The sequence below is a fragment of the Hydrogenophaga sp. IBVHS1 genome, from assembly GCF_002127265.1.
In the GTDB taxonomy this organism is placed as follows: Bacteria; Pseudomonadota; Gammaproteobacteria; order Burkholderiales; family Burkholderiaceae_C; genus Hydrogenophaga.
Window position 1 is genome coordinate 2,722,899 of record NZ_NFUU01000001.1, and the last position, 24,561, is coordinate 2,747,459.

Here is a 24,561-nt window from a genome sequence, read left to right on the forward strand (position 1 = left end):
CGCGGTGCTACCTTCACCGCTCCATGAAAAAACTCTGGGACATCTCTCCTGCCGTGCATGCCGGCGCACCGGTTTTTCCGGGTGACACGGCCTACTCGCAAACCTGGGCCGCCACCATCGGACCCGGTTGTCCGGTCAACGTCAGCGCCATCACGCTCTCGCCCCACGTGGGAGCGCACGCCGATGCGCCATTGCACTACGACCCCGACGGCGCGGCCATCGGCGCCGTCTCGCTCAATGCTTTCATCGGCCCCTGCCGCGTGATCCACGCCATCGGCTGCGGCCCTCTGGTGCAGCCTGAGCACCTTGCACACGCCTTGAAAGATTTGCCACCGCGTGTGCTGGTGCGCGTTTACCAACAACAACCGCAAGACCAGTTCGACCACGCCCTGCCCGCCTTCGCCGCCGACACCGTGGAGCAACTCGCCGACCTCGGCGTGCAGCTCATCGGCATCGACAGCGCCAGCATTGACCCCGCCGACAGCAAGGCCCTGCCCAGCCACCAGACCATCCGCCGCCGCGTACTGCGCGTGCTGGAGAACCTGCTGCTCGACGACATCCCCGAAGGCGACTACGAACTCATCGCCCTGCCCCTGAAACTCACCACCGCCGACGCCAGCCCCGTGCGCGCCGTGCTGCGAGAACTCTGAAAAAAATGACGAACACCACACAACAAGACTGCCAGGCCCTCGACGAACAGGACCCTTTGCGCCCACTGCGCGATCTGTTCCTGATTCCCGAAGGCACCCTGTACCTCGACGGCAACTCGCTTGGCGCCATGCCACGCAGCGCGCCCGCCCGCGTGGCCGATGTAGTGACCCGCGAATGGGGCGCAGACCTCATCCAGAGCTGGAACAAAAACGGCTGGTTCATGCAGCCACGCAAAGTGGGCGACAAGATCGCGCGCCTCATTGGTGCCGACGCTGGCACCGTGGTGGCCACCGACAGCACCTCGGTGAACCTCTTCAAGGTGCTCTCGGCCGCCATGAGCCTCACCGCTGCCGACAGCCCGCAAAGCAAACGCATCGTGAGCGAGCGCAGCAACTTCCCCACCGACCTCTACATTGCCGAAGCACTCTGCAAGGAACGCGGCTTTGAACTGGTGCTGGTGGAGCCCGAAGAGATCAGCGCCGCACTGACCGCCGATGTGGCCGTGCTCATGCTCACCCACGTGAACTACCGCACCGGGGCCATGCACGACATGCCCGCCGTGACCGCCGCCGCCCATGCCGCTGGCGCGCTAATGTTGTGGGACCTGGCGCACAGCGCCGGTGCCGTGCCGGTGGACCTGACCGGTGCCGGCGCCGACTACGCCGTGGGCTGTGGCTACAAGTACCTGAACGGCGGCCCCGGCGCGCCCGCCTTCGTGTGGGTGAACCCGCGCCACGCGGAACGCTTCTGGCAGCCGCTCGCCGGCTGGTGGGGCCACGCCACGCCGTTCGACTTCACACCCGACTACCGCCCCGCTCCCGGCATCACGCGCTACCAGTGCGGCACCCAGCCCATGATCAGCCTGGCCGCACTTGAATGCGGCGTGGACACGCTGCTGGCGTCGGAAGAACTCGGCGGCATGGCCGCACTGCGAAAGAAATCGCTCGCGCTCACCGATCTCTTCATTGGCCTGGTGGACGAACGCTGCCAGGGCCATGGCCTGGGTCTGGCCACGCCGCTGAACCACGCGCAACGCGGCTCGCAGGTCTGCCTCACGCGGGACGAAGGTGCGTATGCCATCGTGCAAGCGCTCATCGCACGCGGCGTGGTGGGCGACTTCCGCGCCGGTGACGGCACCCGCCACAAGGACATCCTGCGCTTCGGCTTCACGCCGCTCTACATCGGCTTTGAAGACGTGTGGACCGCCGTGGAACACCTGCGCCAGGTGCTGGAAAGCGGCGAATGGCAGCGCCCCGAGTTCAACACCAAGCACGCCGTGACGTGACCTGACCATGAGCACCTGCCCCCACAACAGCAAGCCCGAAGACATCGTCCACGAGGAAGGCGCGCAACTCGACTTCAGCCGCGACATGAGCTATGGCGACTACTTGAATCTCGACGCCATCCTCAACGCGCAGAAGCCGCTCTCGCCCGCGCACGACGAGCTGCTGTTCATCGTGCAGCACCAGACCAGCGAACTCTGGATGAAGCTCATGCTGCACGAGCTGCACGCAGCCATCCGCCTCATCGCGGCCGACGAGCTGCAACCCGCCTTCAAGATGCTCGCGCGCGTATCAAAAATCATGGAGCAGCTGGTGCACGCGTGGGACGTGCTCGCCACCATGACCCCACCCGAGTACAGCGCCATCCGACCCTACCTGGCGCAGAGCAGCGGCTTCCAGAGCCACCAGTACCGCTGCATCGAATTCGCCATGGGCAACAAGAACGCCGCCATGCTCAAGCCCCACCAGCACAACGCCGAACGGCTGGCCGTGGTGCGGGCCGCGTATGAAGCGCCTTCCCTCTACGACGAAGCGCTGCGCCTGCTCGCCCGCCGTGGCCTGGCCGTGCCGCAGAGCCACACCCAGCGCGACTGGACCCAAGCCTACGAAGCCAGCGACGAAGTGGAACAGGCCTGGCTGCAGGTGTACCGCCACCCCAAGGACCACTGGGACCTGTACCAGCTGGGCGAAGAACTCACCGACCTCGAAGACGCCTTCCGCCTCTGGCGCTTCCGTCACGTCACCACCGTGGAACGCGTGATCGGCTTCAAGCGCGGCACCGGAGGCACGGGCGGTGTGAGCTACCTGCGCAAGATGCTGGATGTGGTGCTATTTCCGGAGATCTGGCGGTTGCGGACGGAGCTTTGATCGGCCTGGACAAGGGAGTCTGTCAGCGCCTGGGCGAGAGTGGCAATGTTCTCCGGCGCAAAAAGGGTGAGGTGCTCTCCGGGCACCAGAACAACATCCAGCCCGCCGCTCGCAAGACCCGACCACCCATAGTCGGCCGGGCGCTCCAGCTTGTCGCTGATGCCCGAGGCCTTGAAGAGGGTGATGCGGCCCTGGTACGCCGGGGGTTGGTAAACCTGCATGGCTCGCCAGTTGTCCTGGCGCACCTGCACGCGGCGCAGATCGCTGTAAGGCTCTGCGGGACCGCTTCGTTGCGCGGCCTTGATCTCGGCCTTCACCCGGCGGTTGGTGCGAATCCCTTCGCTCAACCGGGCACACACCCGCTTCAGCCGGCGCCACACGGGCACGCCCGAGTTCTGCTGCCAGAAAACAAACAGTCGCTCCGCCATGGTGTAGTTCCGCGCCGGCACGGCCGGGTTGTGGGTATCGAAGAGGCCCACGAATTCAACAGCCTGCCCGTCCCGGCTCAACTGGAAGGCCATCTCGAGCGCCACCACGCCGCCGAACGAGTAGCCGGCGAGCCGGTAAGGCCCGTGCGGCTGGACGGCACGAAGACCACGGATGTAGCCCGCCGCCGTTTCTTCGATGCTGCAGGATTCGATCGATCCGCTGTGGCCAAGCTCCAGCGACTCGATGGCATGCAGCGGAATTTCCGGCGGCATCAATGCCCCAAGGCTGCGGTAATACAGAACCCCGCCATCACCGCCGTGTATGCAAAACAGCGGGGTGTCATGGCCCCCGCGCTTGAGGGTGACGACATTGCCCTTGCCCGGAATGGGCGGCGCTTCGACCGCGTTTTCCTGGACCGATGAGCGCAGAACCCCGGCGAGACTTTCGATGGTGGGGTGCTGGAGCAACGTTGCCAGAGGCAGCGATTTGCCGAACTCGCGGTTGATCCGGAAAAACATCCGCAGCGCCATCAGCGAGTTGCCGCCAAGCGCGAAGAAGTCGTCGTGGCGGTTGATCTCTGCCATGCCGAGCAACTCGCGCCAGATCCCGGCCAGTTGCTCTTCTGTTTCTCCGAGCGGCGGTGCCGCAGACATTGCCGCCGCCTCTAACCTGCCTCTCACGGGATCCGGGAGGGCAGCCACTTGAATCTTGCCGTTCGCATTGAGCGGGAACGATTCGACGATGGCGATGGCGTCGGGTCGCATGAAGGCGGGCAAGCGCGCCGCGAGAAATTTGATCAGATCGATCTCTTGAACGCTGCCGGCCTGGTGGGCAATCACCCAGGCGAGGATGCGCTTGGTCTCGGCACTTTCTCCACGCACGGCGACCTTGGCCTGGCGGACCTGCGGGTGGCTGGCGAGAAGGGTTTCGATTTCCCCGAGTTCGATCCGGAAGCCGCGCACCTTGACCTGGTAGTCACCACGGCCGAGAAACGCGATGGTGCCGTCGGCGGTGCGGCGGCAGAAATCGCCGGTGCGGTAGAGCCTGCCGAACTCGGGGTGGTGGATGAATTTTTCCGCCGTCAGCTCGGGTGCCCCGTGGTACCCGATGGCGAGGCCGTCGCCACCCGCGAAAAGCTCTCCCGCAACGCCGACCGGCACCGGTCTGAGCCGGCCGTCCAGCAGATAAACCGTGGTGTTGGCGATCGGTTTGCCAATGGGGATTGAAGGCTTCTCGAGATCCGCCAGGGTGATGGTGTGGCAGGTGGTGAAGGTTGTGTTTTCGGTGGGCCCGTAGCCATTGATCAACCGCGTGTCGGGCAGCGTTTCCAGCGCCCGCCGCACATGGGGAGGAGAGAGCACGTCGCCTCCCGACAGAAGATGGCGCAGCCCCTTGAGAGACGCCGGGCTCTCGTCCATCACGAGCTGGAACAAGCCGGAAGTAAGCCAGAGGGTGGTGACGCCGTGTTCGCGGACCGCCGTGGCAATGGCCCCGATGCCCGGGCCATCGGTGGGCAGGACCAAACGACCGCCGTTGAGCAGCGGGCCCCAGATCTCGAGCAGCGACGCGTCAAACGACGCCGGCGCGGCTTGCAGAAAAACGTCGTCTGGCGTGATGACCATGAAGTTCTGATTTCTGACCAGCCGCACCACGCCACGATGTCGAAGCAGCACGCCCTTTGGTCGACCGGTGGAACCCGAAGTGAACAGCAGATGCGCAGGGTGTTCCGGGGTCACCGATATCTGCGGCAGCTCGGCAAGAGCGGTTGCCTGGCAGGTTGCGGGGATCGGGATGAGGGTTCCCTTCCAGCCCGGCGGGTAGCACCCCTCACAACCCGCCGTGGCGAGGCCGATGGCCGCACCACAATCTTCCAGCTGCAGCGCGAAGCGGTCTGCCGGATAGTCGGGATCGATCGGCACGCAGCAGCCTCCGGCCAGCAGGGTGCCGAGGAAGCCGACGATCATTTCCGGCGAAGGCCGCGAGCTGATCGCGATGAAATCCCCGGGTGCGACTCCGGCTTCGAGCAATTGCAGCGCGAGCTGGCTCGCCTCTGCATGAAGCTGGAAATACGTAAGCGAGTGGTCGCCGCAACGGAGCGCCACGTGTTCCGGGTAGAGGCGCGCGGTCTCCTGGAAAAGCTCGCCGATGGTCGCCTCCTGCGGGTACGCAGTGGTCACGCCTTTCCATTCGCCGAGCAGCCTGGACTGCTCCTCTGCCGTGAGAATTTCCAGCTGATCAATGGGCGCAGAAGGATGCTCCGCGATGTCTTCCAGCAATCGCTTGAAATGCCCGAGCATGCGGTCTGCGGAGTCGCGAGAGAAAAGATCGGTGCTGTAGTGGCATGCAGCGCGCCAGCCTTCAGCATCCTCAACCGTGGAGAAATGCAGGTCGAACGTCTGCCCCGGCGAATGCGAGGGAATGGGTGTGAGCGACGGTTGATGGCTGAAGCCGACCTTGAACAGCGAGTTGCGGCTCGCATCCCGCTCCGGTGCCAGTTCGCGCAGCAGGACTTCGAAAGGCAGGTCCTGGTTTTGCTGCGCTTCCACAGCCGTGTCGCGCACCTGGCCGAGAAATTTGCCGAATGACGGGTTGCCTGACAGATCGTTGCGAACGATCACCCAATTGCGCACGGCTGTCGGCGTGCACACGGCGACGTTGGTGCTGCCGGAGTAGCGGTGCAGCAGGATGGCGCAGGCAGCGAGTTGCAGGTGGAAGAGCGTGGCGCCATTTTGTGCGGCGATGGCCTGGAGTCGATTCGTGAACTCCCGCGGCAGCAGCGTGGAAGCGGTATCGAGCCTCCACGACCTCACAGCCGGCCGCACAGAATCGGTCGGCAGATCAAGCTCGCTCACGCCATCGAGCTGCTTTTTCCAGTAGGCCAGTTGACTTTTCATGTCAGGGCTTTTCGGGCCATCGTGTTGCTCCTTGTGCTGCTGGAGAGATAGGTGTTTGATTTTCGGATTCTGAGGTGCGGCATGTTGACCTTTCATCTGCGAGCCCAACGTGCGCTAACGCACGGACGCTGTTCATGTGGCTCAGGCCGGAGTCAACGAATCCGGCAGCCGCGCAATCTGACATACTTTGCGCGGTGACTGAGCTGCCGATGCCTGAACGTCTATTCATTCGACTGCCAGACGATCCGTCATGCGCTCCCGAGACCACGGTCCCGGCGAGCACGCTGACTGAGTTCGCAGTGCCGGCCCTCCTGCGATCGACGGTGGACCATGTCACCGCCTACGAGGAGCGGTTCGCGCCCGGTCGCGAGACAGTCGAGCGTGTGCTGCCCGACGGAGCGTCTCGTCTCCTCATTGTTCTGCACGGGGGCGCGGCATCCATCCATGTCGCAGGGGCACGGGCCGATCCCGTGTTGCTCACGATGAGTGGCCACATGCACGGGTTATCGATCACGCTCCACCCCGGGGCCACACGGGGACTGTTCGGCGTACCGGCAAACGAGCTGACGGCGCTCACCGTGCCATGGGACGACATCGTTCCCAAGGCGCATCGCGACGTACCCGACCAACTGGCGGCCGCAGCCGACGACATCACTCGCGTTCAGCACGTCCTGCAGTCGCTGCAGGCATTGCAGCGCCCCCCGGATCCATCTCGGCAGCTGGTGGAGCACGCGGCGAGACGCCTTGGCGCCAAGATGGGCGGCATTTCGGTTCGGGAACTTGCTGGCGAGCTGAACCTCAGCGAACGGCGCGTGCAGCAGCTGTTCGCCTCACACATCGGCCTGGCGCCCAGCGTCTGGCGCCGCCTGCAACGCCTTCACGGAACGCTTCGCTTGTTGCGAACGGCCGAGACGCCCCAATGGGCTGAGATTGCGCTGTGCGCCGGGTACTACGACCAGTCGCACCTGATCAACGAGTTTCGCGCCTTGTCCGGCCTGACGCCGCAACAGCTCGTTCAGCGCGTCGTTTCGGATTCTTCCAATACAACACACGGCGGCATCACCTAAGGTCAAGTGTCACCAGAATCCACGTCTACTGATCACCATGAAGAGCCTCTCCAATTGCATCGCCGTTGTAACGGGCGCCAGCCGTGGCGCTGGTCGTGGATGCGCGACCGAACTGGGCGCAGCCGGCGCCACCGTGTACGTTACCGGACGCAGTCGGCGCGAACAGCCTGCACCGGGCTATGAGCAGATCAAATCGTTGTCGAATCTGGATCGTGTGCCCGGCAGCATCGACGAGACGGCCGAAGAAGTGACGCGCGCGGGTGGACGGGGCATTGCCGTCGCCTGCGACCATACGGATGAAGGGCAGGTCGAGGCGCTCTTCAAGCGCGTCCAGGGCGAACATGGGCGCCTGGATCTCCTCGTCAACAATGCCTGGGGCGGACACGAGTCCTTCGATGGCGTGTTTCAGGCGCCGTTCTGGGAACGCCCGATGGTGCATTGGGATGCGATGTTCGATCGCGGCGTTCGCAACCACCTCCTCTGCAGCAGGCTGGCCGCGCCGATGCTGGTGCGCCAGGGCCGCGGACTGATCGTTACCACGACGTTCTGGGATCGCGACCGCTTCATGCAGGGCAACCTGTTTTACGACCTCGCCAAGGCCGCGATGACGCGACTGGCCTTCGGCATGGCGCAGGAGCTGAGACCACATGGGGTGACCTCGGTGGCCCTGTCCCCCGGCTGGATGCGCACCGAGTTCGTTCTGGCGGGCCACCAGACCGACGAGGCACACTGGCGCGAGCGGCCGGCGCTGACCCGGACGGAGTCGCCCCGCTACATCGGACGTGCGGTCGTGGCTCTGGCCAGCGATCCCCGGGTGCTGGAGCGCAGCGGTCAGGTGGTCCGCGTGGGCGATCTGGCGCGGATTTACGGTTTTACCGACATCGATGGCCGAGTGGTTCCGCCCTTCGAACTGGAGACGCCGTGAGCGCCGTTGTCTGCGCACGCGAACCAGACTTGCCGTTGTACGGGGCATGGGTGGCCTATCTGGCCGAACTGGCGGTTTGCAGAAGCGCGCAGGGCCGGGGGGTGGGCCAGCAGCTACTGCAGGCTGTGCGTGGCGGCCTCGGCCCCAGCGTGACGCTGGTGCTGGCATCCATGCCGGACGCGGTGGCCTTCTACGAGAAGGTGGGCATGCCGCGGATGGCCGATGTCTTCTTCTACTCTCGCCAGCGATGAACGATACGCAGAAAGACGGGCTCGCCCCGCGCGCCACAGGCACTGTAGTCACGCTCCGCTTGATGACCGAGGCAGACCTGGGGATGCTCCACGAGTGGCTCAATCGGCCACATATCGTCGAGTGGTGGGGCGGAGAAGAAGCACGTCCGAATCTTGAGGAAGTCCGGCAACACTACCGCCCGACCGCGCTCGCCGCCGAAGGCGTCACCCCGTACATCGCGATGGTCGGCACAGAACCGATCGGCTACGCGCAGTCCTACATCGCCATAGGCAGCGGGGATGGTTGGTGGGAAGAAGAGACCGATCCCGGTGTGAGAGGCATTGACCAATCTCTCGCAAACGCCGCGAACTTGAACAAAGGGCTCGGGACTGCACTTGTGCGGGCGCTGGTCAGCCATCTGTTCTCCGATCCCGCCGTCACCAAGGTACAGACAGACCCGTCCCCGGACAATCCCCGCGCGATACGTTGCTACGAGAAGGCGGGCTTTGTTCAGAAGGGCACCATCACCACACCGGATGGCCCCGCCGTGTACATGGTTCAGACCCGTGACGCCTACGAGCTGGCACGCCGCGCCGCCTGCCGAGACCCCTCAGCCAGGAGCTAGCTGCTGAATTGCAGCGGGTTGACGAAGCTGATTCATGGCAACGGACATTCTTGTGGCACCCCCGGTAACTGCGCGCACAGAAAGGCTGTGACCCAAGGACAGGTGCTCAGCAGCGGACCGGCGCGACGAGCTGAGAGTCGTTTGGAGGATTTTTAGGGTCGTAGCAGCTGACGATACCCTCACCTTTTTGCCAGAACTGGTTCGGATCCGTGTGTTCCAGCCAGGTCTGGAAAATTGGTCCAACGGAGAAATGCACATGAGATCGCGGGCCGATCTCCACTTTGCCGGGTGGTTGCGTAACGCCGATGACCTGGCCTGCCTTGACCTCATCACCGTACTTCAGGCTTTCAATCGGCGTGATGTGCAGTGCATCGACAAACAGCGTCTGCAACCCGTTCGCGTTCTTGTACTTGATGGCGGTCTGGATTGTGACCCTACCGCCCCTGTATTGATCGTTTTGAATGATATTCGCCACCTTGCCATTGGCTGCGGCGATCACTTCGGTTCCTGTCGAGGTGCAAAAGTCCATGCCTTGGTGGCGGGTTGTAACCTTCCGGGTATCCGGGTTGAACACATAGTAGGGCGAGCCTGTGTACGAGAACGGAGACCCGTAGTCAGAGCATGGCCGCAGATCGGACTTGGACGATGCACCGATCAGCACGGGAAAAGTCTTGTTGGTGTGCGCGCATCCCGAAACAAGTGTTGCGCCGGCCGCCAGCACAAGCAGCTTGCTCCATCGACGCGTGGCCTGTAGTGAATCAGGCGTGGCAGCAAAAGCCAAGTCCATGTTCCCCTCCTTGAGAGACATGATTTCAGTGGGAAGCGAATTTAATCGGATCCATCTTGAGGCGTCAACGAGCACGGCCGATACCGCCTGCCTGCACACGCTCAGAATGAGCCCTCGCAGGTGATCATGAGCGCGGAGTCGGTGGCGTTTTGGTGACAGACAATCGCGCCATGCAATTCCAACCCATCCTCGACGACATCGTTGCCACCCTGCGGCCCAAGCTGGGTGAGCAAGGCCAGGTGGCTGACTACATCCCTGCGCTGGCGCGTGTACCGGCGGCGCAGTTCGGTATTGCGCTTCGCACGTGTGAAGGCGAAGAGGCGCACGCGGGCGACAGCACCACTCCGTTTTCCATTCAGAGCATCTCCAAGCTTTTTGCCCTGACCATGGGCATGCGGGCGATGGGTGAGCGCCTCTGGGAACGCATTGGACGCGAACCCTCCGGCAACCCGTTCAACTCGCTGGTCCAGCTCGAGTCCGAGCAAGGCACACCACGCAATCCTTTCATCAACGCGGGCGCGATCGCCGTCACCGACCGTCTGGTCAGCCAGGGCGATGCCAAGGGGGCCATGCTGGATCTGGTGTCGAGCCTGTGCAGCGAGCCGGTGCAATTCGACGAGGAGGTGGCTGCATCGGAGGCCGCCACAGGCTTTCGCAACTTCGCCCTCGGCAATTTCATGAAGAGCTTCGGCAAGATCGACAACAGCGTCGACTCGGTGCTGGACGCGTATTTCCACCACTGCGCCGTGCGCATGAGCTGCCTGCAACTGGCGCGCGCCACAGGCTTCCTCTGCCGCGATGGTCGGCACCCATTCAGCGCAGAGTCCTTGCTGACCGAACGCCAGACGCGGCGGATCAATTCGTTGATGTTGACCTGCGGCACTTACGACGCGGCCGGGGAGTTCGCTTTCCGGATCGGCCTGCCCTGCAAGAGCGGCGTAGGCGGCGGCATCGTGGCGGTGGTGCCCGACCGTCTGAGTCTGTGCGTGTGGTCACCGGCGCTGGATGCCACGGGCAACTCCTTGCTCGGCATGCACGCGCTGGAAATCTTCGCGGCGCGCACCGGGCTCTCGGTGTTCTGATTTCGGCGCGCCCTCAGCGGCAGCGATCCGCATCACAGCCAGTCGGCTGAAGCCTTGATGGCGCCCGCCCGGGGCGCCGGCGCATCGGCGGGCACGCCGTCCATGCGCAAACGTGTGAGCCTCATGAAAGAAAAAAGCCACTGGCCGTCGTCGCCTCGCCGGTAGGCCTCTTCGTAGTGGCCGTACGCGCGAAAGCCCTTGTAGCCGGTCCAGTCGGGCGACACATGTTCCACTCCCTGCCACTCCACAAAATCTTCCATGGCCCAGATGCCTCGGGCTTCGGTGTCGGAGAGGAACCGGAACTCAGGCATGTGGCAATGGTGGGCGGTGATGGTGTGGGTGTGGCGTCTGGCCACGTGGTTCACGAAGGTGTCCACACTGGCGCTGACAGGCAGGTTGCCCATGCCCTCGAACACGCAGTCATCGGCGAACAGTGCACGGAATTCCTGCCAGCGTTTGGTGTCGAGCAAGCGGCAGTAGCGCGACTTCAACTGACCGAGTTCTTCGATGGCGAGCAGACGTTCAAGCGGCGTGGATGGCATCATGAAAGTGACAGGTAAAGATTAGGAATGGTCAGACCATATTCTGCTACAGCCAGGACCCACCCCGACGCCGCGCTGCTGGCCTTTTTCACCCAGCGGGGCTGGTCGCCTGCGCCGTTTCAGCGCGCAGTGTGGCGCCACTGGCTGCGCGGCGAGTCGGGCCTGCTGGTCACGCCCACCGGCAGTGGCAAGACGCTGGCCGCTTTCGGCGGCGCCTTGCTGGAGGGCCTGCGTGGCCTGGAGGCAGCGCCCATCGACCCGGCCCACCCGCGCGTGAAGCCTTCCCGCCTGCGCATCTTGTGGATCACCCCGTTACGTGCATTGGCCACCGACACCACGCACGCGCTGCAGCAGCCCATCGACGCGCTGGGGCTGGGCTGGACGGTGGCCAAGCGCACAGGGGATGCCAGCTCGCGCGACCGGCGCCTGGCGCGCCAGGGCCAGGCCGAGGTGCTGGTGATCACGCCAGAGTCGCTCGCGCTGCTGCTCTCTTACCCAGAAACTGCGGGGTTGATGTCGGGCCTGCGCGGGGTGATCGTGGACGAGTGGCATGAGCTGATGGGCAACAAGCGCGGCGTGCTGTTGCAGCTGTGCCTGGCGCGCATCCGCGTCATCGCACCGCAGGCGGTGACGTGGGGCCTCTCGGCGACGCTGGGCAACCTGGACGAGGCGCGCGACGTGCTGCTGCCCCACTGCCCCGATGCGCCGGTGGTGCGCCACGCGCGCAAGCGCACCACCACACTGAAGACGCTGCTGCCCGCCAGGCCCGAGCGCTTTGCATGGGCCGGGCACCTGGGCCTGTCGCAGCTGGAAGGCGTGATGAAGCTCATCGCCGGCACGCGCAGCGCGATCCTGTTCGCCAACACGCGCGCACAGGCCGAGCTGTGGCACCGCGCCCTCGCCTCCATCTGGCTGGAGCCCCCGGAGGCGCTGGCCCTGCACCACGGTTCGCTGGATGTAGGTTTGCGCGCGGCCGCCGAACAGGGATTGCGCGACGGCAGCGTGCGCTGTGTGGTGGCCACGTCCAGCCTGGACCTGGGCGTGGACTTTCCCACCGTGGACCTGGTGCTGCAGGTGGGTAGTCCCAAAGGCATCGCGCGGCTGCTGCAGCGCGCGGGGCGTGCCAGCCACCGGCCCGGCGCGTCGAGCGTGATCCACTGCGTGCCCACCCATGCGCTGGAGCTGGCCGAATTCGCGGCGGCGCGCAAAGCCATTGAAGCGGGCGAAATTGAATCGCGGCGGCCACCGCGTCTGTCGCTGGACGTGCTCTCGCAACACTGCGTGACGCTGGCGCTGGGTGGTGGCTTCCAGGCCGATGCGCTGCTCGCCGAGGTGCGCGGCACGCACGCCTTTGCTGCCTTGAGCGATGTGCAGTGGCAGGGCGTGCTGCGCTTCATCGAGCGCGGCGGCCAGGCGCTGGAGAACTACCCGGATTTCCACCGCGTGGTGCGGGACGAAGAAGGCGTGTACCGCGTGACGGACCGGCGCGTGGCGCTGAACCACAGGCTCTCCATCGGCACCATCACGGCCGATGGCGCGGTGCAGGTGCGCTTTCTGCGTGGTGCCTCGCTAGGCTCGGTGGAAGAGAGTTTCATCAGCCGCCTGAAGCCGCGCGACCGCTTCCAGTTTGCCGGCCGCACGCTGGAGCTGGTGGCGATGGACCAGATGACGGCTTACGTGAAAACCGCCCGCGGCCTCACCGCCGCTGTACCCCGCTGGCAGGGCGGGCGCCTGCCGCTGTCCACCGAGCTGGGCGCGGCGGTGGAAGCCGCCCTCAGCGGCGACCGGGACAGCGCCGAAATGCGCGCGCTCTCGCCCTTGCTCGATCTGCAGGCGCGCGTGTCCGCCCTGCCCACGCCCGAGACGGTGCTGGTGGAAGTGGTCAAGCTGCGCCGAGGCAGTTCGCTGTTCGTGTATCCGTTCGCTGGCCGCTCGGTGCACGAGGGCATGGCCGCGTTGTTTGCCTTGCGGCTGGGGCGACTGGCACCGCACACCGTGGTGTTTGCGGTGAACGACTACGGCTTCGTGCTGAACTCGCAGCAGGTCATCGAAGTCGATGTGCAAACCATCGCCCGCATCCTCTCGCCCGAGGAGCTGATGGACGATCTGCACGAGGGCCTGAACCTGACCGAGATGGCGCGCCGCCAGTTTCGCGACATTGCACGCGTGGCCGGGATGCTCACGCCTTCGCTGCCGGGCGCGGCACGCCGCAGCCAGCGCCAGTTGCAGGCGTCCAGCGGCTTGCTGTTCGATGTGCTGAAGCGCTACGACCCCGACCACCTGCTGCTGGCGCAGGCCGTGCGCGAGGTGTTCGAGGCACAGATGGACGTGCAGGCGCTCGCCGACACGCTCGCTCGCTGTGCCACGCGCCGCATCGAGCTGCGCCAGCCGCGCACGCTCACGCCGCTCAGTTTTCCGCTGTGGGCAGAAACCGTGCGCGGCGAACTCAGCACCGAAGACTGGAGCACGCGCGTGCGGCGCGCGGCGCAGCAACTGCAGGAACGCCATGGCTGACGGCGTGGATTCCATCGACGTGGTGGCGGCCGGCGAAACACTGCGCCTGTACGCCGACAGGGCCCTCTACTGGCCCGCGCAGCGCCGGCTGCTGGTGGCCGACCTGCACCTGGGCAAGGACGACACCTTCCGCGCTGCCGGCATCGCGCTGCCTGCCGGTGGCACGCGGCACGATCTGGACCGCCTGAGTGCTTTGGTGGAGCGCAGCGGTGCGCAGTCGTTGTGGTTTCTGGGCGATCTGCTGCACGGCCCTTTGGTGGACACGAGCTGGCGCGACGACTGGGCCCGGTTTCGCGCCCGGCACGCCGGGCTGGAAATGCGGCTGGTGGAAGGCAACCACGACCGCGCGGCCCTGCGCGCGGGTCTGGACATTCAGCAATGCAGCCATCGCGTGGAAGAAGAAGGCAGCCGACTGGTGTTCGCGCACGCGCCGCCCCCCGCGAGTGATGCCGATGGCCGCCTGGTGGTCTGCGGCCACCTGCACCCGGTGGTGCGAGTGCCCGGCTTTCGTGGGCGTTTTCCGGCCTTCACCTTGACGAACGAGCATCTCGTGTTGCCTGCCTTCTCCCTGTTCACCGGAGGCTGGCTGGTGCACGAGGCGCGGGCCCGCTACGCGTGCATGAACGGGCACCTGCTGGACATGGGCACCGCGCATTGACGCGGGCCGCACAGGCCGATGACTTCGATCAACCCGGCCGAATGTTGTTGCGCTGAATCACCTCGGTCATGGCGGCCGTGTCGCTCTTGATGCGGCGCGCCAGACCTTCGGGGCCGGTGCCGGCCACTTGCCAGCCCTGGGCGAAGATCTTCTGGCGGATGTCTTCACGGCGCACGATCTCGGTCAGCAGCGCGGCGAGCTTGTTCACGTTGGCCTTGGGCATGCTGTTGGGGGCAGCCACCGCATTCCAGATCTCGAGCTGGAAATCGCGCACACCCGCGTCGGCCAGGCTCGGCACATCGGGCACCAGGCTGCTGCGGCCGAGCGAGGTGACGCCGATGGCCTTGAGCTTGCCGCCGCGCACCTGCGCCATGGCCAGGCCCGGTGGCAGCAGCGACATCTGGATCTGCCCGCCAATGATGGCGGCGATGACCTGAGGGTTGCCAGGATAGGGCACATGCACCGGCGCGATGCCGGAGCGGCTCTTCAGCAGCTCCATGCCCAGATGACCCACGGTGCCCACGCCGGGTGTGCCGTAGTTCCACTTGTCGCCGGCGGCTTTGGCGGCCGCCAGGTAGGCCGCGCCGCTCTCGGCCACGGTGGCGGGCACGCTGAGCACCAGCGGCGCGGTGGCGATGAGCGAGACAGGGGTGAGGTCCTTGATGGGGTCGTAGGTGGTGTCGGGGTTGAGGATCTTGGCGATCGTCATGTTGCCGTTGATCATCAGGCCGATGGTGTGGTCGTCGTCTGCACGCGCCACCTGGGCGGCGGCAATGTTGCCCCCGGCGCCGGGCCGGTTCTCCACCACCACCGGCTGGCCCAGCGCCTGCGCCAGCGGCTCGGCCAGCAGGCGCGCGGTGAGGTCGGGCGACGAGCCACCGGGAAAGCCCACCACCAGCTTCAGCGGACGGCTGGGCCAGGCGGCCTGCGCGTGCGCCGTGGGCAACACGGTGGCGGCGGTGAGGGAGGCAGCGGCAGCCAGCGCCTGGCGACGGGTGATCGGCTTTTGCGGGTTCGTCATGTTGTCTTCCTTTTTCGAGGGGGTGGCATTTCGGGCGTGGCGGGCGGAGGCTCCGGTGGCCCATCGTAGAGCCACGCATTGTCCAGCAAGCGCTCGCCCAGGAGCGCCATGGCCCTGTTGCGCGCCCAGCGCAACGGGCCGGTGGCATGAAAGATGGTGCCGTTGCGCTGCGAGCGCGCCTGCACCTGAGCGTTGCGCGCCCAGCGGAGGTTGGCGTACTGCGCGAACACGTCGGGCCAGTCGGGTTTGCCGCGCTCGGCAGCCGCCAGGCGTCCCAGCGTCCACGCGTCCTCGAGCGCCATGGCCGCGCCCTGCGCCAGGTAGGGCCGCATGGGGTGCGCGGCATCGCCCAGCAGCGCCACACGGCCCTGCGCCTGCTCTTGCGGCCCCTGCAGGGGTACCCGGTCGTTCAAGGCCCAGCGCTGCCACCCGGTCACCGCCTCCAGCATCGCCAGGAGTTCGGCGAACGCGGGGCCCAGCGTGCGCTTCAGTTCGGCGGCATGGGCTTCATGCGTCCAGCCCTGCGGATCGTCGCCCGCCTCAAGGGTGCCGTGCAACACCACCACCACATTGATCCACTCGCCCTGCTTCACCGGGTAGTGCACCACGTGCAGCCGTGGGCCGAGCCAGGCCGTGACCACGTTGGCCTTCAAGGCCGGCGGCAGATCGGCCGTGCGCACCATGCCCCGGTAGGCCAGGTGCCCGGTGGCGCGCGGCATGTGGTCTCCCAACAAGTGGGTGCGCACCCGGCTCCAGAGTCCGTCGCAGCCGACGAGGGCCTCGCCCTGCATCGCCTCGCCTTGCTCCAGCGTGGCCCGCACACCGTCGGTGGTTTCCTCGAACGTGGTCACGCGCGCGCCCAGGCGCAGGCTCACCTCGTCGGGCATCCGCTGCACCGCTTGCAACAACAGGCCCTGCAGATCGGCACGGTGCAGCGTGGCATACACCTGCCCGTGCCGCGCCAGCGCCATGGCACCCAGACGCAGCTGCCCGATCTGTTGACCGCCATGCGCATCGCGCACGCGCAGGGCCTCGGGAAACGCGGCGCAGGCCAGCAGCGCATCCATCAAGCCCCAGTCGGCCAGCACCCGCACGGCGTTGGGGCCCAGCTGCAAGCCGGCGCCCACCTCGGTCAGGGCGCTGCTCTGTTCCAGCACCACCGAGCGCACGCCCGCACGCGCCAGAGCCAGGGCACAAGCGAGTCCGCCGATGCCGCCGCCGGCGATGAGGGTGGTGGGTGTCATGCGGCGATTGTGCCGGGGCCGCGATCGGCGTTCAGCCCGCCCGGCTCACCGCAAAGGTGCGGTCGCGATCAGAGAATCCGGTTGAACCACAGCACCGACAAGGCGGCCGAGAACAGCGCCAGGATGGAAGCCGCCAGCGCCAGCAGGCCGGAGATCTCGGTTTCCTTCTTCTCCACCGTCAGGCGCGAACTCAATGTTTCGTACACCTTCTTCAGGTTCTCTGCGGTGCCGGCGTAGTAGTACTCGGCCTGCGTGGCACGGGCCACTTCCTTCAGGCTCTCTTCGTCCAGGCGCACGCGCATGGACCAGCCCTCGAAGCCGATGATCTCGCCATCGACCGTGCCCACACCCACGGTGTAGACGCGCACGCCGCGCTCGGCCGCCATCTTGGCGGCTTCGGCGGTGTCCACGCCGGTGGTGCGCTGGCCGTCGGTGAGCAGAATGATGGCGGCCGAGGAGTAGGAACCGGGTGCCACCGGCGTGAAGGGCTTGTCGTCGGGCTTGGGCTGGTCGAGCGCGCGGCCCTTGGGGGCAAAGGGGTCGGTGTTGCGGCTGTAGGTCATGTCGCCGAGGTTGATGCGCTGCTCGGGAAACAACTCCGAGAGCGAAACCACGATGGCGCTGCCGATGGCGGTGGCGCGCTGCAGCTGAAACTTGTCGATGGCGGCCACCAGGTCTTCGCGGCTGAGGGTGACGGGCTGCACCACCTGCGCCGAACCGGCGAAGGCGACGATGCCGACCTTCACATGGCGAGGCAACTCGGCCAGAAAGGCCTTGGCGGCGTTCTGCGAGGCCACGAGGCGATTGGGCTGCACGTCTTCGGCGCGCATGCTGCCCGAGACGTCCATGGCGAGGATGATGGTCTGCTGCGTGGAGGGCAGCGCGATGCTGGCCACGGGGCGCGATGAGGCCAGCAGCATGATGGCGATGGACAGCAACAGCAGCATCGGCGGCACGTGCCGGCGCCAGCCGATGCCCCGGCCCAGGGCTTCGCGCACGATGGACAGGCTGGCGTACTGCAAAGCGACCTGCTTGCGCCGGCGCAGCAGCCACACATACAGCAGCACCAGCACGGGCAAGGCCACCAGCAGCCAGAGCAGCTGGGGCCAGATGAAGGTGACGGGCCAGCTGTTCATGGTCTAACTCCTTGAGTTCTGGTACCCAGACCGTGGCGCGTGCGGGCAGGCAACTGGGTGGGCACAGGGCGGCCAGCCAGGCCTTCCCGGCCCAGGCGCTGGCGGCGTTTGCGCAGCTCGATGAAGCGCATCACGGCCTCGGCGAGGTCGTCGTCGGTAGAGAGTTCGAGCGTGTCCACGCCGGCACGGCCCAGGCTCTCGCGCAATTGCGCCTCGCGCTGCGCGGCAATGCGGGCGAAGCGCTGGCGAAAGCCGGCGTCGTGGGTGTCCACCAGCAGTTGCTGGCCGGTCTCGGCGTCGCGGATGGGAATCAGGCCGAGGTCGGGCAGGTCGAGTTCAAGCGGGTCGAGCAGGCGCACGGCCACCACGTCGTGCCGGCGCGCGAGTTCACCCAGCGGTTTTTCCCAGCCGGGCTCGCTGATGAAATCGGACACCACGAACACGGTGGCGCGCTGGCGCACGGTGTGCACCGCCGCCTTCAGCAGATCGGAGAGTTGTGTGACGCCGTTCTTGCTGGCGCCCGCAGGCTTCACCGGTGGCTGCAGCACCATCTGCATGAGGCGAAGCACCTGCGTGCGCCCGCCACGCGCTGGCAGCACGGCGTCCACCACCGGCTGACCTCGCGAGCCATACAGCACCGCACCCACGCGGTTGCCGTGGCGGCCGATCAGGCGCGCGAGCACGGCGGTGAAATCAAGCAGCACCTGGCTCTTGCGCTGTTCGCCCGAGCCGAAGTCCACCGAAGGGCTGAGGTCGAGCAGAAACCAGGCAGCCATCTCGCGGTCTTCGGTGAACACGCGCACGTGCGGCGTTTGCAACCGGGCCGTGACGTTCCAGTCGATGTGGCGCACGTCGTCGTGGTGCTGGTATTCGCGCAGGTCGGCCAGATCAAGCCCCGAGCCGCGCATGAGGGTGCGGAAATCGCCCTGCAGCAAGCCATCGAGCCGCTTGAGCACAGTCCACTCCAGCCGGCGCAGCAGCGCATCGGCACGGCGCGCCACCGGCGTGGCGGTCGCCACCGCCGCAGCCTGGCTATCGCCTTTCTTGCCGAAGAGCCGACCCAGCATGTTCAGGCCACTTTCTTCTCATGCTCCAGCGGGCGTGCCGGTGGAGGAATGTGCTTCATGATGCGCGCCACCAGCGCCTCGCTGGTGAGGCCTTCGGACAGGCCCTCATAAGACAGCACCACACGGTGGCGCAGCACGTCGGGGACGAGATCGGTCATGTCTTCGGGCAACGCGTAATTGCGGCCACGCAGCATGGCCAGGGCGCGCGCACCTTCCACCAGGCCAATGGTGGCGCGGGGGCTGGCGCCGAAGGTGATGAGGTTCGCCATGTCCTTGATGCCGTGCTTCTCGGGCGTGCGGGTGGCCGACACCAGCTTCACGGCGTACTGCACCAGCGAGGGATCGACATACACCTGGCGGCACTGCGCCTGCAGCACGGCGAGCTGGTCGGTGGTGGCCACCGCGTTGATGTCCACCTGCGGGCCGGTGACGCGCTCCACGATGACGAACTCTTCTTCATCGGTCGGGTAGTCCACCATCACCTTCATCATGAAGCGGTCCACCTGCGCCTCGGGCAGCGGGTAGGTGCCCTCGGTCTCGATCGGGTTCTGCGTGGCCATCACCAGGAAGGGGTTGGGCACCTTGTGCGTTTCGCCGGCAATCGTCACCTGGCGTTCCTGCATCACTTCCAGCAACGCGCTCTGCACCTTGGCGGGCGCGCGGTTGATTTCGTCGGCCAGCAGCAGGTTGGCAAACACCGGGCCGAGCGAGGTGCTGAAGTCGCCGGTCTTTTGGTTGTAGATGCGCGTGCCCACCAGGTCGGCGGGCACGAGGTCGGGCGTGAACTGGATGCGTTTGAACCGGCCCTGCACCACGCTCGCCAGCGTCTTGACAGTGAGCGTCTTGGCCAGGCCCGGAACCCCTTCCACCAGCAGGTGGCCCTGCGCGAGCATGGCCACCATGACGCGCTCGAGGAACCGGTCCTGCCCCACCACCACCCTTTTCACCTCGTACAGGATCTGCTCCATGAGCTGGGCGGTGTCGGGGGCGTTGCTTTGATCCATGGAGCGCTCCTGTGTGGGTGACGTGACTAGAACGGGGGCAGACCGGCGGCGCTCGCGGCGCTCTCGATCGGTACAGCAAAACCGATGCCAACGAAGGTGCGGTGGCTGGTGGGGTTGAGGATACCGGTGACGATGCCGACCACTTCGCCATCCATGGTGATCAGAGGTCCGCCGGAATTGCCCGGGTTGGCGGCCGCGTCGAACTGGATCAGGTTGCTGATTTCCTGCTCACCCTCTGGCGACTTGAAGGCGCGGCCAAAACCCGAAATGACGCCGTGCGAGACGGAAGGCCCGATGCCGAACGGGAAACCCACGGCCACCACATGATCGCCCGGCACGAGATCGCCGGTGGAGCGCATGGTGGCGGCGATCAGGTCGTCGGGGATGGTGTGGGCCTGCAGCACGGCCAGGTCGTTGTGGGCCTGCACCCCGGTCACCGTGGCGCCGGATTCGCTGCCGTCTGCAAACACCAGCTTGACCGTCTGTGCGCCCTGCACCACGTGCAGGTTGGTCAGGATGATGCCCTTGTCGACAATCACCACGCCGGTGCCCACGCCCTGCTCGACCTCTTCGCCCTTCTTGTCCTTGCCGTAGGACATGACGCGCACCACGGCGGGGCGGACCTTTTCGGCCGCGCGCGAGGCGGCCGAGGGGATGTTCTGGGTGGTGAGGGTGCGCAGCACCGCTGCGTCGATGTCTTTCTGCGTCAGCGCCCGGGGCCCGGTTTGCTGCCAGACGCTGGCCGCCAGCAGCGCGGCCAGCAGGGCCATGCCGGCCCACAGGGTGCGCGGGCTACCGGCCGCAAGCGTCGCCCCCTGGCGCCAGCGCCTCAGGCGCCCCGGCGGAGCGGCCGGCACCGCCGGCGGTTTGACCTCTGCAGGCGCATCCGCCTGCGCCCCCGAGCCTCGGCGGGAAGGGCTGTACACGGCAGGTTTTCGCATGGCGGCTCCTGATGACAGGGGGGACGACACATCATGCCGCGTTGCGGCATCCGGCTCAAGCGCTCAACAATTGTCGGAGCACGTAAGGGAGGATTCCGCCCTCCCGGTAATAGTTCACCTCCACCGGCGTGTCGATTCGCAGAATCACCGACAGCTGGCGCCGCTCGCCATCCGGACGGGTGATCACGAGCTGCGCCTCGCTCTGGGGCAGCAGTTCCGAATGCGGGATCACGTCCACGGTTTCCTCGCCCGTCAGGCCAAGGCCCTCCCAGGAATCGCCGGGTTTGAACTGCAGCGGCAGCACGCCCATGCCGACCAGGTTGGAGCGGTGAATGCGCTCGAAGCTGCGCGCCACCACGGCCTTGATGCCCAGCAACTGCGTGCCCTTGGCGGCCCAGTCGCGGCTGGAACCGGTGCCGTATTCCTCGCCGGCAAACACCACAGTGGGCACGCCGGCGCTCTGGTAGCGCATGGCGGCATCAAAAATGCTCAGCTTCTGACCCTTCTGTGGGCCTTCCTGCTGGTAGAGCGTCCAGCCGCCCTCCTCACGCGAGCCGTCGGGTTTGGCTGGGAGCATGAGGTTCTTGATGCGCACGTTGGCGAAGGTGCCGCGCATCATCACCTCGTGGTGGCCACGGCGCGCACCGTAGCTGTTGAAGTCGGCCTTCAGCACGCCCTGCGCCAGCAGCCACTGACCCGCCGGCGATTTCTCGGCGATGTTGCCGGCCGGGGAGATGTGGTCGGTGGTGATGGAGTCACCAAACAGCGCCATCACGCGCGCGCCCTTCACCCCCGGGGCCTGGGTGGCGGCCGGCAGGTCGAGCTCGAACGTCTCGAAAAACGGTGGCTCGGCGATGTAGGAGCTCTTGGGCCAGGTGTAGGCATTGCCCGTGACGCCCTTGATGCGCTCCCAGAGCTTGCCCGGCTCGCTGGCCACGCGGGCGTAGTTCTCGCGATAGGCCTTGCCGTTCATGGCGAACTTCATGAGCTTGTGGATCTCTTCGCTGGTGGGCCACACGTCGCCCAGGTACACCGGCTTGCCGCCCTTGCCTTTGCCCAGCGGCTCGGTCATGAGGTCCTTCATGACATTGCCCGCAATGGCGTAAGCCACCACCAGCGGAGGGCTGGCCAGGAAATTGGCCTTGAGGTTCGGGTGGATGCGGGCCTCGAAGTTGCGGTTGCCCGAAAGCACCGCTGCGCACACCAGGTCGTTCTGCGTGATCACGGCGTTGAGTTCGGGCGTGAGATCGCCAGCGTTGCCGATGCAGGTGGTGCAACCGTAGCCGGCAAGCGAGAAGCCGAGCTTCTCCAGGTAGGGCAGCAGCCCGGTTTGCGTGAGGTACTCGGTGACGATGCGCGAGCCGGGCGCCAGCGAGGTCTTGATGTGTGGCTGCACCTTGAGGCCTGCCTCCACCGCCTTCTTGGCCAGCAGGCCAGCGGCCAGCAGCACACCCGGGTTGCTGGTGTTGGTGCAGCTGGTGATGGCGGCAATGAGCACATCGCCGTTGCCGATGGTGAGCTTCTTCTGGGCGTGGTGAGAGAGGTCGGCATCCACCTTCGCGATTTCCGGCGCTGGCTTGTTGGCCTCCATCTCGGCCACGAAGCGCGGCGCGCCCACGGGCGTGGCCTGCGTCTTTTCGGAAGCGGGCGGTTCCGCGCTTTGCCCCATCTCCGGCTGGTGCCGGGTGTGCAGCAGCGCAGCCGGCTGGTTGAAACCGTTCTGCGAACCGGGCTTGCTGAACAGTTCGGCAAACTGGCGCGCCACTTGCCCGAGTTCGATGCGGTCCTGCGGGCGCTTGGGGCCAGCGAGGCTGGGTGTCACCTGACCCAGGTCGAGCCGCACCACCTGCGAATACTCGATGTCGCCAGCCTTTTGCGATGCACCCGGTGCACCCGGCACGCCGAAGAGCCCCTGGGCACGAAAGTAAGCCTCAAAGGCCTCGATCTCCGCCTTGCTGCGGCCAGTGCCCTGGAAATAGTCCAGTGTCTTGCCGTCAACAGGAAAGAAGCCCATGGTGGCACCGTACTCGGGCGCCATGTTGGCGATGGTGGCGCGGTCGGGCAGCGAGAGCGAGGCCGTGCCTTCGCCAAAGAATTCCACGAACTTGCCCACCACCTTGTGCTGCCGAAGGATTTCAGTGACGGTAAGCACCAGGTCGGTGGCGGTGCAACCTTCGCGCAGACGGCCAGTGAGCTCAAAGCCCACCACGTCGGGCGTGAGGAAGTACACCGGCTGGCCCAGCATGGCCGCTTCGGCCTCGATGCCGCCCACGCCCCAGGCCACCACGCCGATGCCGTTGATCATGGTGGTGTGGCTGTCGGTGCCCACCAGCGTGTCGGGGTAGTAAAGGCCGCCCTTCAGGTGAACTCCACGCGCCAAGTATTCCAGATTGACCTGGTGCACGATGCCGAAACCGGGAGGTACCACGCCGAAGGTGTCGAAGGCCTGCATGCCCCACTTCATGAACTGGTAGCGCTCGTTGTTGCGCTGGAATTCCAGCTTCATGTTCAGGTCGAGCGCATTCTTCGTGCCGTAGTAGTCGACCATCACCGAGTGGTCCACCACCAGGTCCACCGGCACCAGCGGTTCGATTTTCTTGGGGTCCTGGCCCAGCCGCTCGGCCACGCTGCGCATGGCGGCCAGATCGGCCAGCAAGGGCACGCCGGTGAAATCCTGCAGCACCACGCGCGCCACGGTGAAAGGGATCTCTTGCGTGCGTTCGGCCTGCGGTTGCCAGTTGGCCAGCTCGGCCACGTGCTCGGGCAACACCCGCTCGCCATCGCAATGGCGCAGCACGCTCTCGAGCACGATGCGCAGCGACACGGGGAGGCGGGATACGCCGGGGAACTCTCTGGCCAGTGCAGGCAGAGAGTAGAACCGCCCCGATTTGCCCGAGGCGGTCTTGAAGGTCTTGACGGTGGAGGCGAAGGGGTGGGTGAACTTCGCTGGGGATGCGGTGGGGGACGGCTGAGCCATGGTCAACTCCTGACGGAAACGGTGAAACACCGGCTCATTCTGTCAGCAGTGGGCGCAAGCCGGCACGGGGCACCGAAATGCCCCATGCCGGCGCGCAGGGTCAGATTCTTCCCATGATGAGGAGGATCAGCACCACCACAAGCACGACGCCCAGCACACCGCTGGGCCCGTAGCCCCAGGACTTGCTGTGCGGCCAGCTCGGAATCACACCGAGCAACAACAACACCAGAACAATCAACAGAATGGTTCCAAGGGTCATGACGTTCTCCTGATCAGTTGAAGGTAGGTTGGCTGGAGCCGAGGCAGGCGGCCAGGGAAGAGGAGGACAGCGGGACTGCCGGCGAGATGAAATGTTTCATGGGAATCCGAGGTAGATCAATAAGCGCAGCATCTGCAGCTGCATGAGATCGCGTCAGCCGACCTGACCTGTCAAACCGTGCATCTGAAACGCTGAGCGCAGGCTAGGCTGACACCACCAGCCTGTCGGTGCGATGACTCACATAGGCACTCTTTCGCCAGAGGAAATGCTTCGCGAACTGGCACTTCTGCGCCGTTTTAAACATGGGTTTCACCCGTTTGTACATAAGCGTGCCAGCGTACTGACGGTGCTGTTGGG

At 65.9% G+C, this 24,561-nt stretch carries 21 protein-coding genes; 10 read left to right on the top strand and 11 right to left on the bottom strand.

Annotated features, from left to right (window positions below; translation table 11 throughout):
- The first annotated feature begins 23 nt into the window (after positions 1 to 23).
- Genes kynB through kynA form a run of 3 tightly spaced genes read left to right on the top strand, consistent with a single transcriptional unit; the run spans position 24 to position 2,801 of the window.
- Positions 24 to 650 (top strand): arylformamidase, encoded by a 627-nt coding sequence (gene kynB / locus CAP37_RS13165; RefSeq protein ID WP_086124579.1) that lies wholly within the window; start codon positions 24 to 26, stop codon positions 648 to 650.
- A gap of 5 nt (positions 651 to 655) precedes the next feature.
- Positions 656 to 1,936: a kynureninase gene (gene kynU / locus CAP37_RS13170; protein WP_086124580.1), complete on the top strand. Its 1,281-nt coding sequence runs from the start codon at positions 656 to 658 to the stop codon at positions 1,934 to 1,936.
- 7 nt (positions 1,937 to 1,943) lie between these two features.
- The gene (gene kynA / locus CAP37_RS13175) at positions 1,944 to 2,801 is read left to right on the top strand and encodes a tryptophan 2,3-dioxygenase (RefSeq protein ID WP_086124581.1); all 858 of its coding nucleotides are present in this window, start codon (positions 1,944 to 1,946) and stop codon (positions 2,799 to 2,801) included.
- Here the strand turns inward: kynA and CAP37_RS13180 are convergent.
- Entirely contained in the window at positions 2,735 to 6,220 is a 3,486-nt protein-coding gene (locus CAP37_RS13180; RefSeq protein WP_086124582.1) for an amino acid adenylation domain-containing protein, read from the bottom strand. The two genes, kynA and CAP37_RS13180, sit on opposite strands and share 67 nt — an antisense overlap.
- Before the next feature lie 113 nt (positions 6,221 to 6,333).
- On the opposite strand from CAP37_RS13180, the gene CAP37_RS13185 reads away from it, so the two are divergent.
- The 4 genes from CAP37_RS13185 to CAP37_RS13200 are packed head-to-tail and all read left to right on the top strand — an operon-like array spanning position 6,334 to position 8,972.
- Positions 6,334 to 7,191: an AraC family transcriptional regulator gene (locus CAP37_RS13185; RefSeq protein ID WP_179190206.1), complete on the top strand. Its 858-nt coding sequence runs from the start codon at positions 6,334 to 6,336 to the stop codon at positions 7,189 to 7,191.
- Positions 7,192 to 7,228: 37 nt separating this feature from the next.
- Positions 7,229 to 8,116 carry an SDR family oxidoreductase gene (locus tag CAP37_RS13190; protein ID WP_086124584.1) on the top strand — a complete coding sequence of 296 codons (888 nt, stop codon included), beginning with the start codon at positions 7,229 to 7,231 and terminating at the stop codon, positions 8,114 to 8,116.
- Entirely contained in the window at positions 8,113 to 8,367 is a 255-nt protein-coding gene (locus CAP37_RS13195) for a GNAT family N-acetyltransferase (RefSeq protein WP_086124585.1), read from the top strand. Before CAP37_RS13190 ends, CAP37_RS13195 begins: the two co-directional genes overlap by 4 nt.
- A complete protein-coding gene (locus CAP37_RS13200) occupies positions 8,364 to 8,972 on the top strand; it encodes an AacA4 family aminoglycoside N(6')-acetyltransferase (RefSeq protein ID WP_086124586.1) in 609 nt (202 codons plus the stop codon). Before CAP37_RS13195 ends, CAP37_RS13200 begins: the two co-directional genes overlap by 4 nt.
- Before the next feature lie 106 nt (positions 8,973 to 9,078).
- Here CAP37_RS13200 and CAP37_RS13205 read toward each other — a convergent pair whose 3' ends face one another.
- Positions 9,079 to 9,759, bottom strand: a complete 681-nt coding sequence (locus CAP37_RS13205) for a M23 family metallopeptidase (protein WP_179190207.1) — start codon at positions 9,757 to 9,759, stop codon at positions 9,079 to 9,081.
- Positions 9,760 to 9,929: 170 nt separating this feature from the next.
- Here CAP37_RS13205 and CAP37_RS13210 point away from each other — a divergent pair, with 170 nt between their 5' ends.
- Positions 9,930 to 10,841: a glutaminase gene (locus CAP37_RS13210; RefSeq protein WP_086124989.1), complete on the top strand. Its 912-nt coding sequence runs from the start codon at positions 9,930 to 9,932 to the stop codon at positions 10,839 to 10,841.
- Between the two features lie 32 nt (positions 10,842 to 10,873).
- On the opposite strand, the gene CAP37_RS13215 is transcribed toward CAP37_RS13210, so the two are convergent.
- A complete protein-coding gene (locus CAP37_RS13215) occupies positions 10,874 to 11,386 on the bottom strand; it encodes a nuclear transport factor 2 family protein (RefSeq protein WP_086124588.1) in 513 nt (170 codons plus the stop codon).
- Between the two features lie 24 nt (positions 11,387 to 11,410).
- Here CAP37_RS13215 and CAP37_RS13220 point away from each other — a divergent pair, with 24 nt between their 5' ends.
- Both CAP37_RS13220 and pdeM read left to right on the top strand, forming a co-directional pair.
- Complete coding sequence (locus tag CAP37_RS13220; protein ID WP_086124589.1) at positions 11,411 to 13,897, top strand: ligase-associated DNA damage response DEXH box helicase; 2,487 nt, start codon at positions 11,411 to 11,413, stop codon at positions 13,895 to 13,897.
- Entirely contained in the window at positions 13,890 to 14,555 is a 666-nt protein-coding gene (gene pdeM, locus CAP37_RS13225) for a ligase-associated DNA damage response endonuclease PdeM (RefSeq protein WP_086124590.1), read from the top strand. Before CAP37_RS13220 ends, pdeM begins: the two co-directional genes overlap by 8 nt.
- A gap of 28 nt (positions 14,556 to 14,583) precedes the next feature.
- Here the strand turns inward: pdeM and CAP37_RS13230 are convergent, their stop codons facing one another.
- From CAP37_RS13230 to CAP37_RS13265, 8 genes are all read right to left on the bottom strand, one after another.
- Entirely contained in the window at positions 14,584 to 15,576 is a 993-nt protein-coding gene (locus CAP37_RS13230; RefSeq protein ID WP_086124591.1) for a tripartite tricarboxylate transporter substrate binding protein, read from the bottom strand.
- Complete coding sequence (locus tag CAP37_RS13235; protein WP_086124592.1) at positions 15,573 to 16,820, bottom strand: FAD-dependent monooxygenase; 1,248 nt, start codon at positions 16,818 to 16,820, stop codon at positions 15,573 to 15,575. The genes CAP37_RS13230 and CAP37_RS13235 overlap by 4 nt, the downstream gene beginning before the upstream one ends.
- A gap of 68 nt (positions 16,821 to 16,888) precedes the next feature.
- Positions 16,889 to 17,956 carry a VWA domain-containing protein gene (locus CAP37_RS13240; protein ID WP_086124593.1) on the bottom strand — a complete coding sequence of 356 codons (1,068 nt, stop codon included), beginning with the start codon at positions 17,954 to 17,956 and terminating at the stop codon, positions 16,889 to 16,891.
- Entirely contained in the window at positions 17,953 to 19,023 is a 1,071-nt protein-coding gene (locus CAP37_RS13245) for a DUF58 domain-containing protein (protein WP_086124594.1), read from the bottom strand. The genes CAP37_RS13240 and CAP37_RS13245 overlap by 4 nt, the downstream gene beginning before the upstream one ends.
- 2 nt (positions 19,024 to 19,025) lie before the next feature.
- Positions 19,026 to 20,027, bottom strand: a complete 1,002-nt coding sequence (locus tag CAP37_RS13250; protein ID WP_086124595.1) for a MoxR family ATPase — start codon at positions 20,025 to 20,027, stop codon at positions 19,026 to 19,028.
- Positions 20,028 to 20,053: 26 nt separating this feature from the next.
- Positions 20,054 to 20,968 carry a S1C family serine protease gene (locus CAP37_RS13255; protein WP_086124596.1) on the bottom strand — a complete coding sequence of 305 codons (915 nt, stop codon included), beginning with the start codon at positions 20,966 to 20,968 and terminating at the stop codon, positions 20,054 to 20,056.
- A gap of 55 nt (positions 20,969 to 21,023) precedes the next feature.
- Positions 21,024 to 23,945: an aconitate hydratase gene (locus tag CAP37_RS13260; protein ID WP_086124597.1), complete on the bottom strand. Its 2,922-nt coding sequence runs from the start codon at positions 23,943 to 23,945 to the stop codon at positions 21,024 to 21,026.
- 100 nt (positions 23,946 to 24,045) lie between these two features.
- The gene (locus CAP37_RS13265) at positions 24,046 to 24,204 is read right to left on the bottom strand and encodes a DUF3309 family protein (protein ID WP_086124598.1); all 159 of its coding nucleotides are present in this window, start codon (positions 24,202 to 24,204) and stop codon (positions 24,046 to 24,048) included.
- Positions 24,205 to 24,561: the final 357 nt, after the last annotated feature.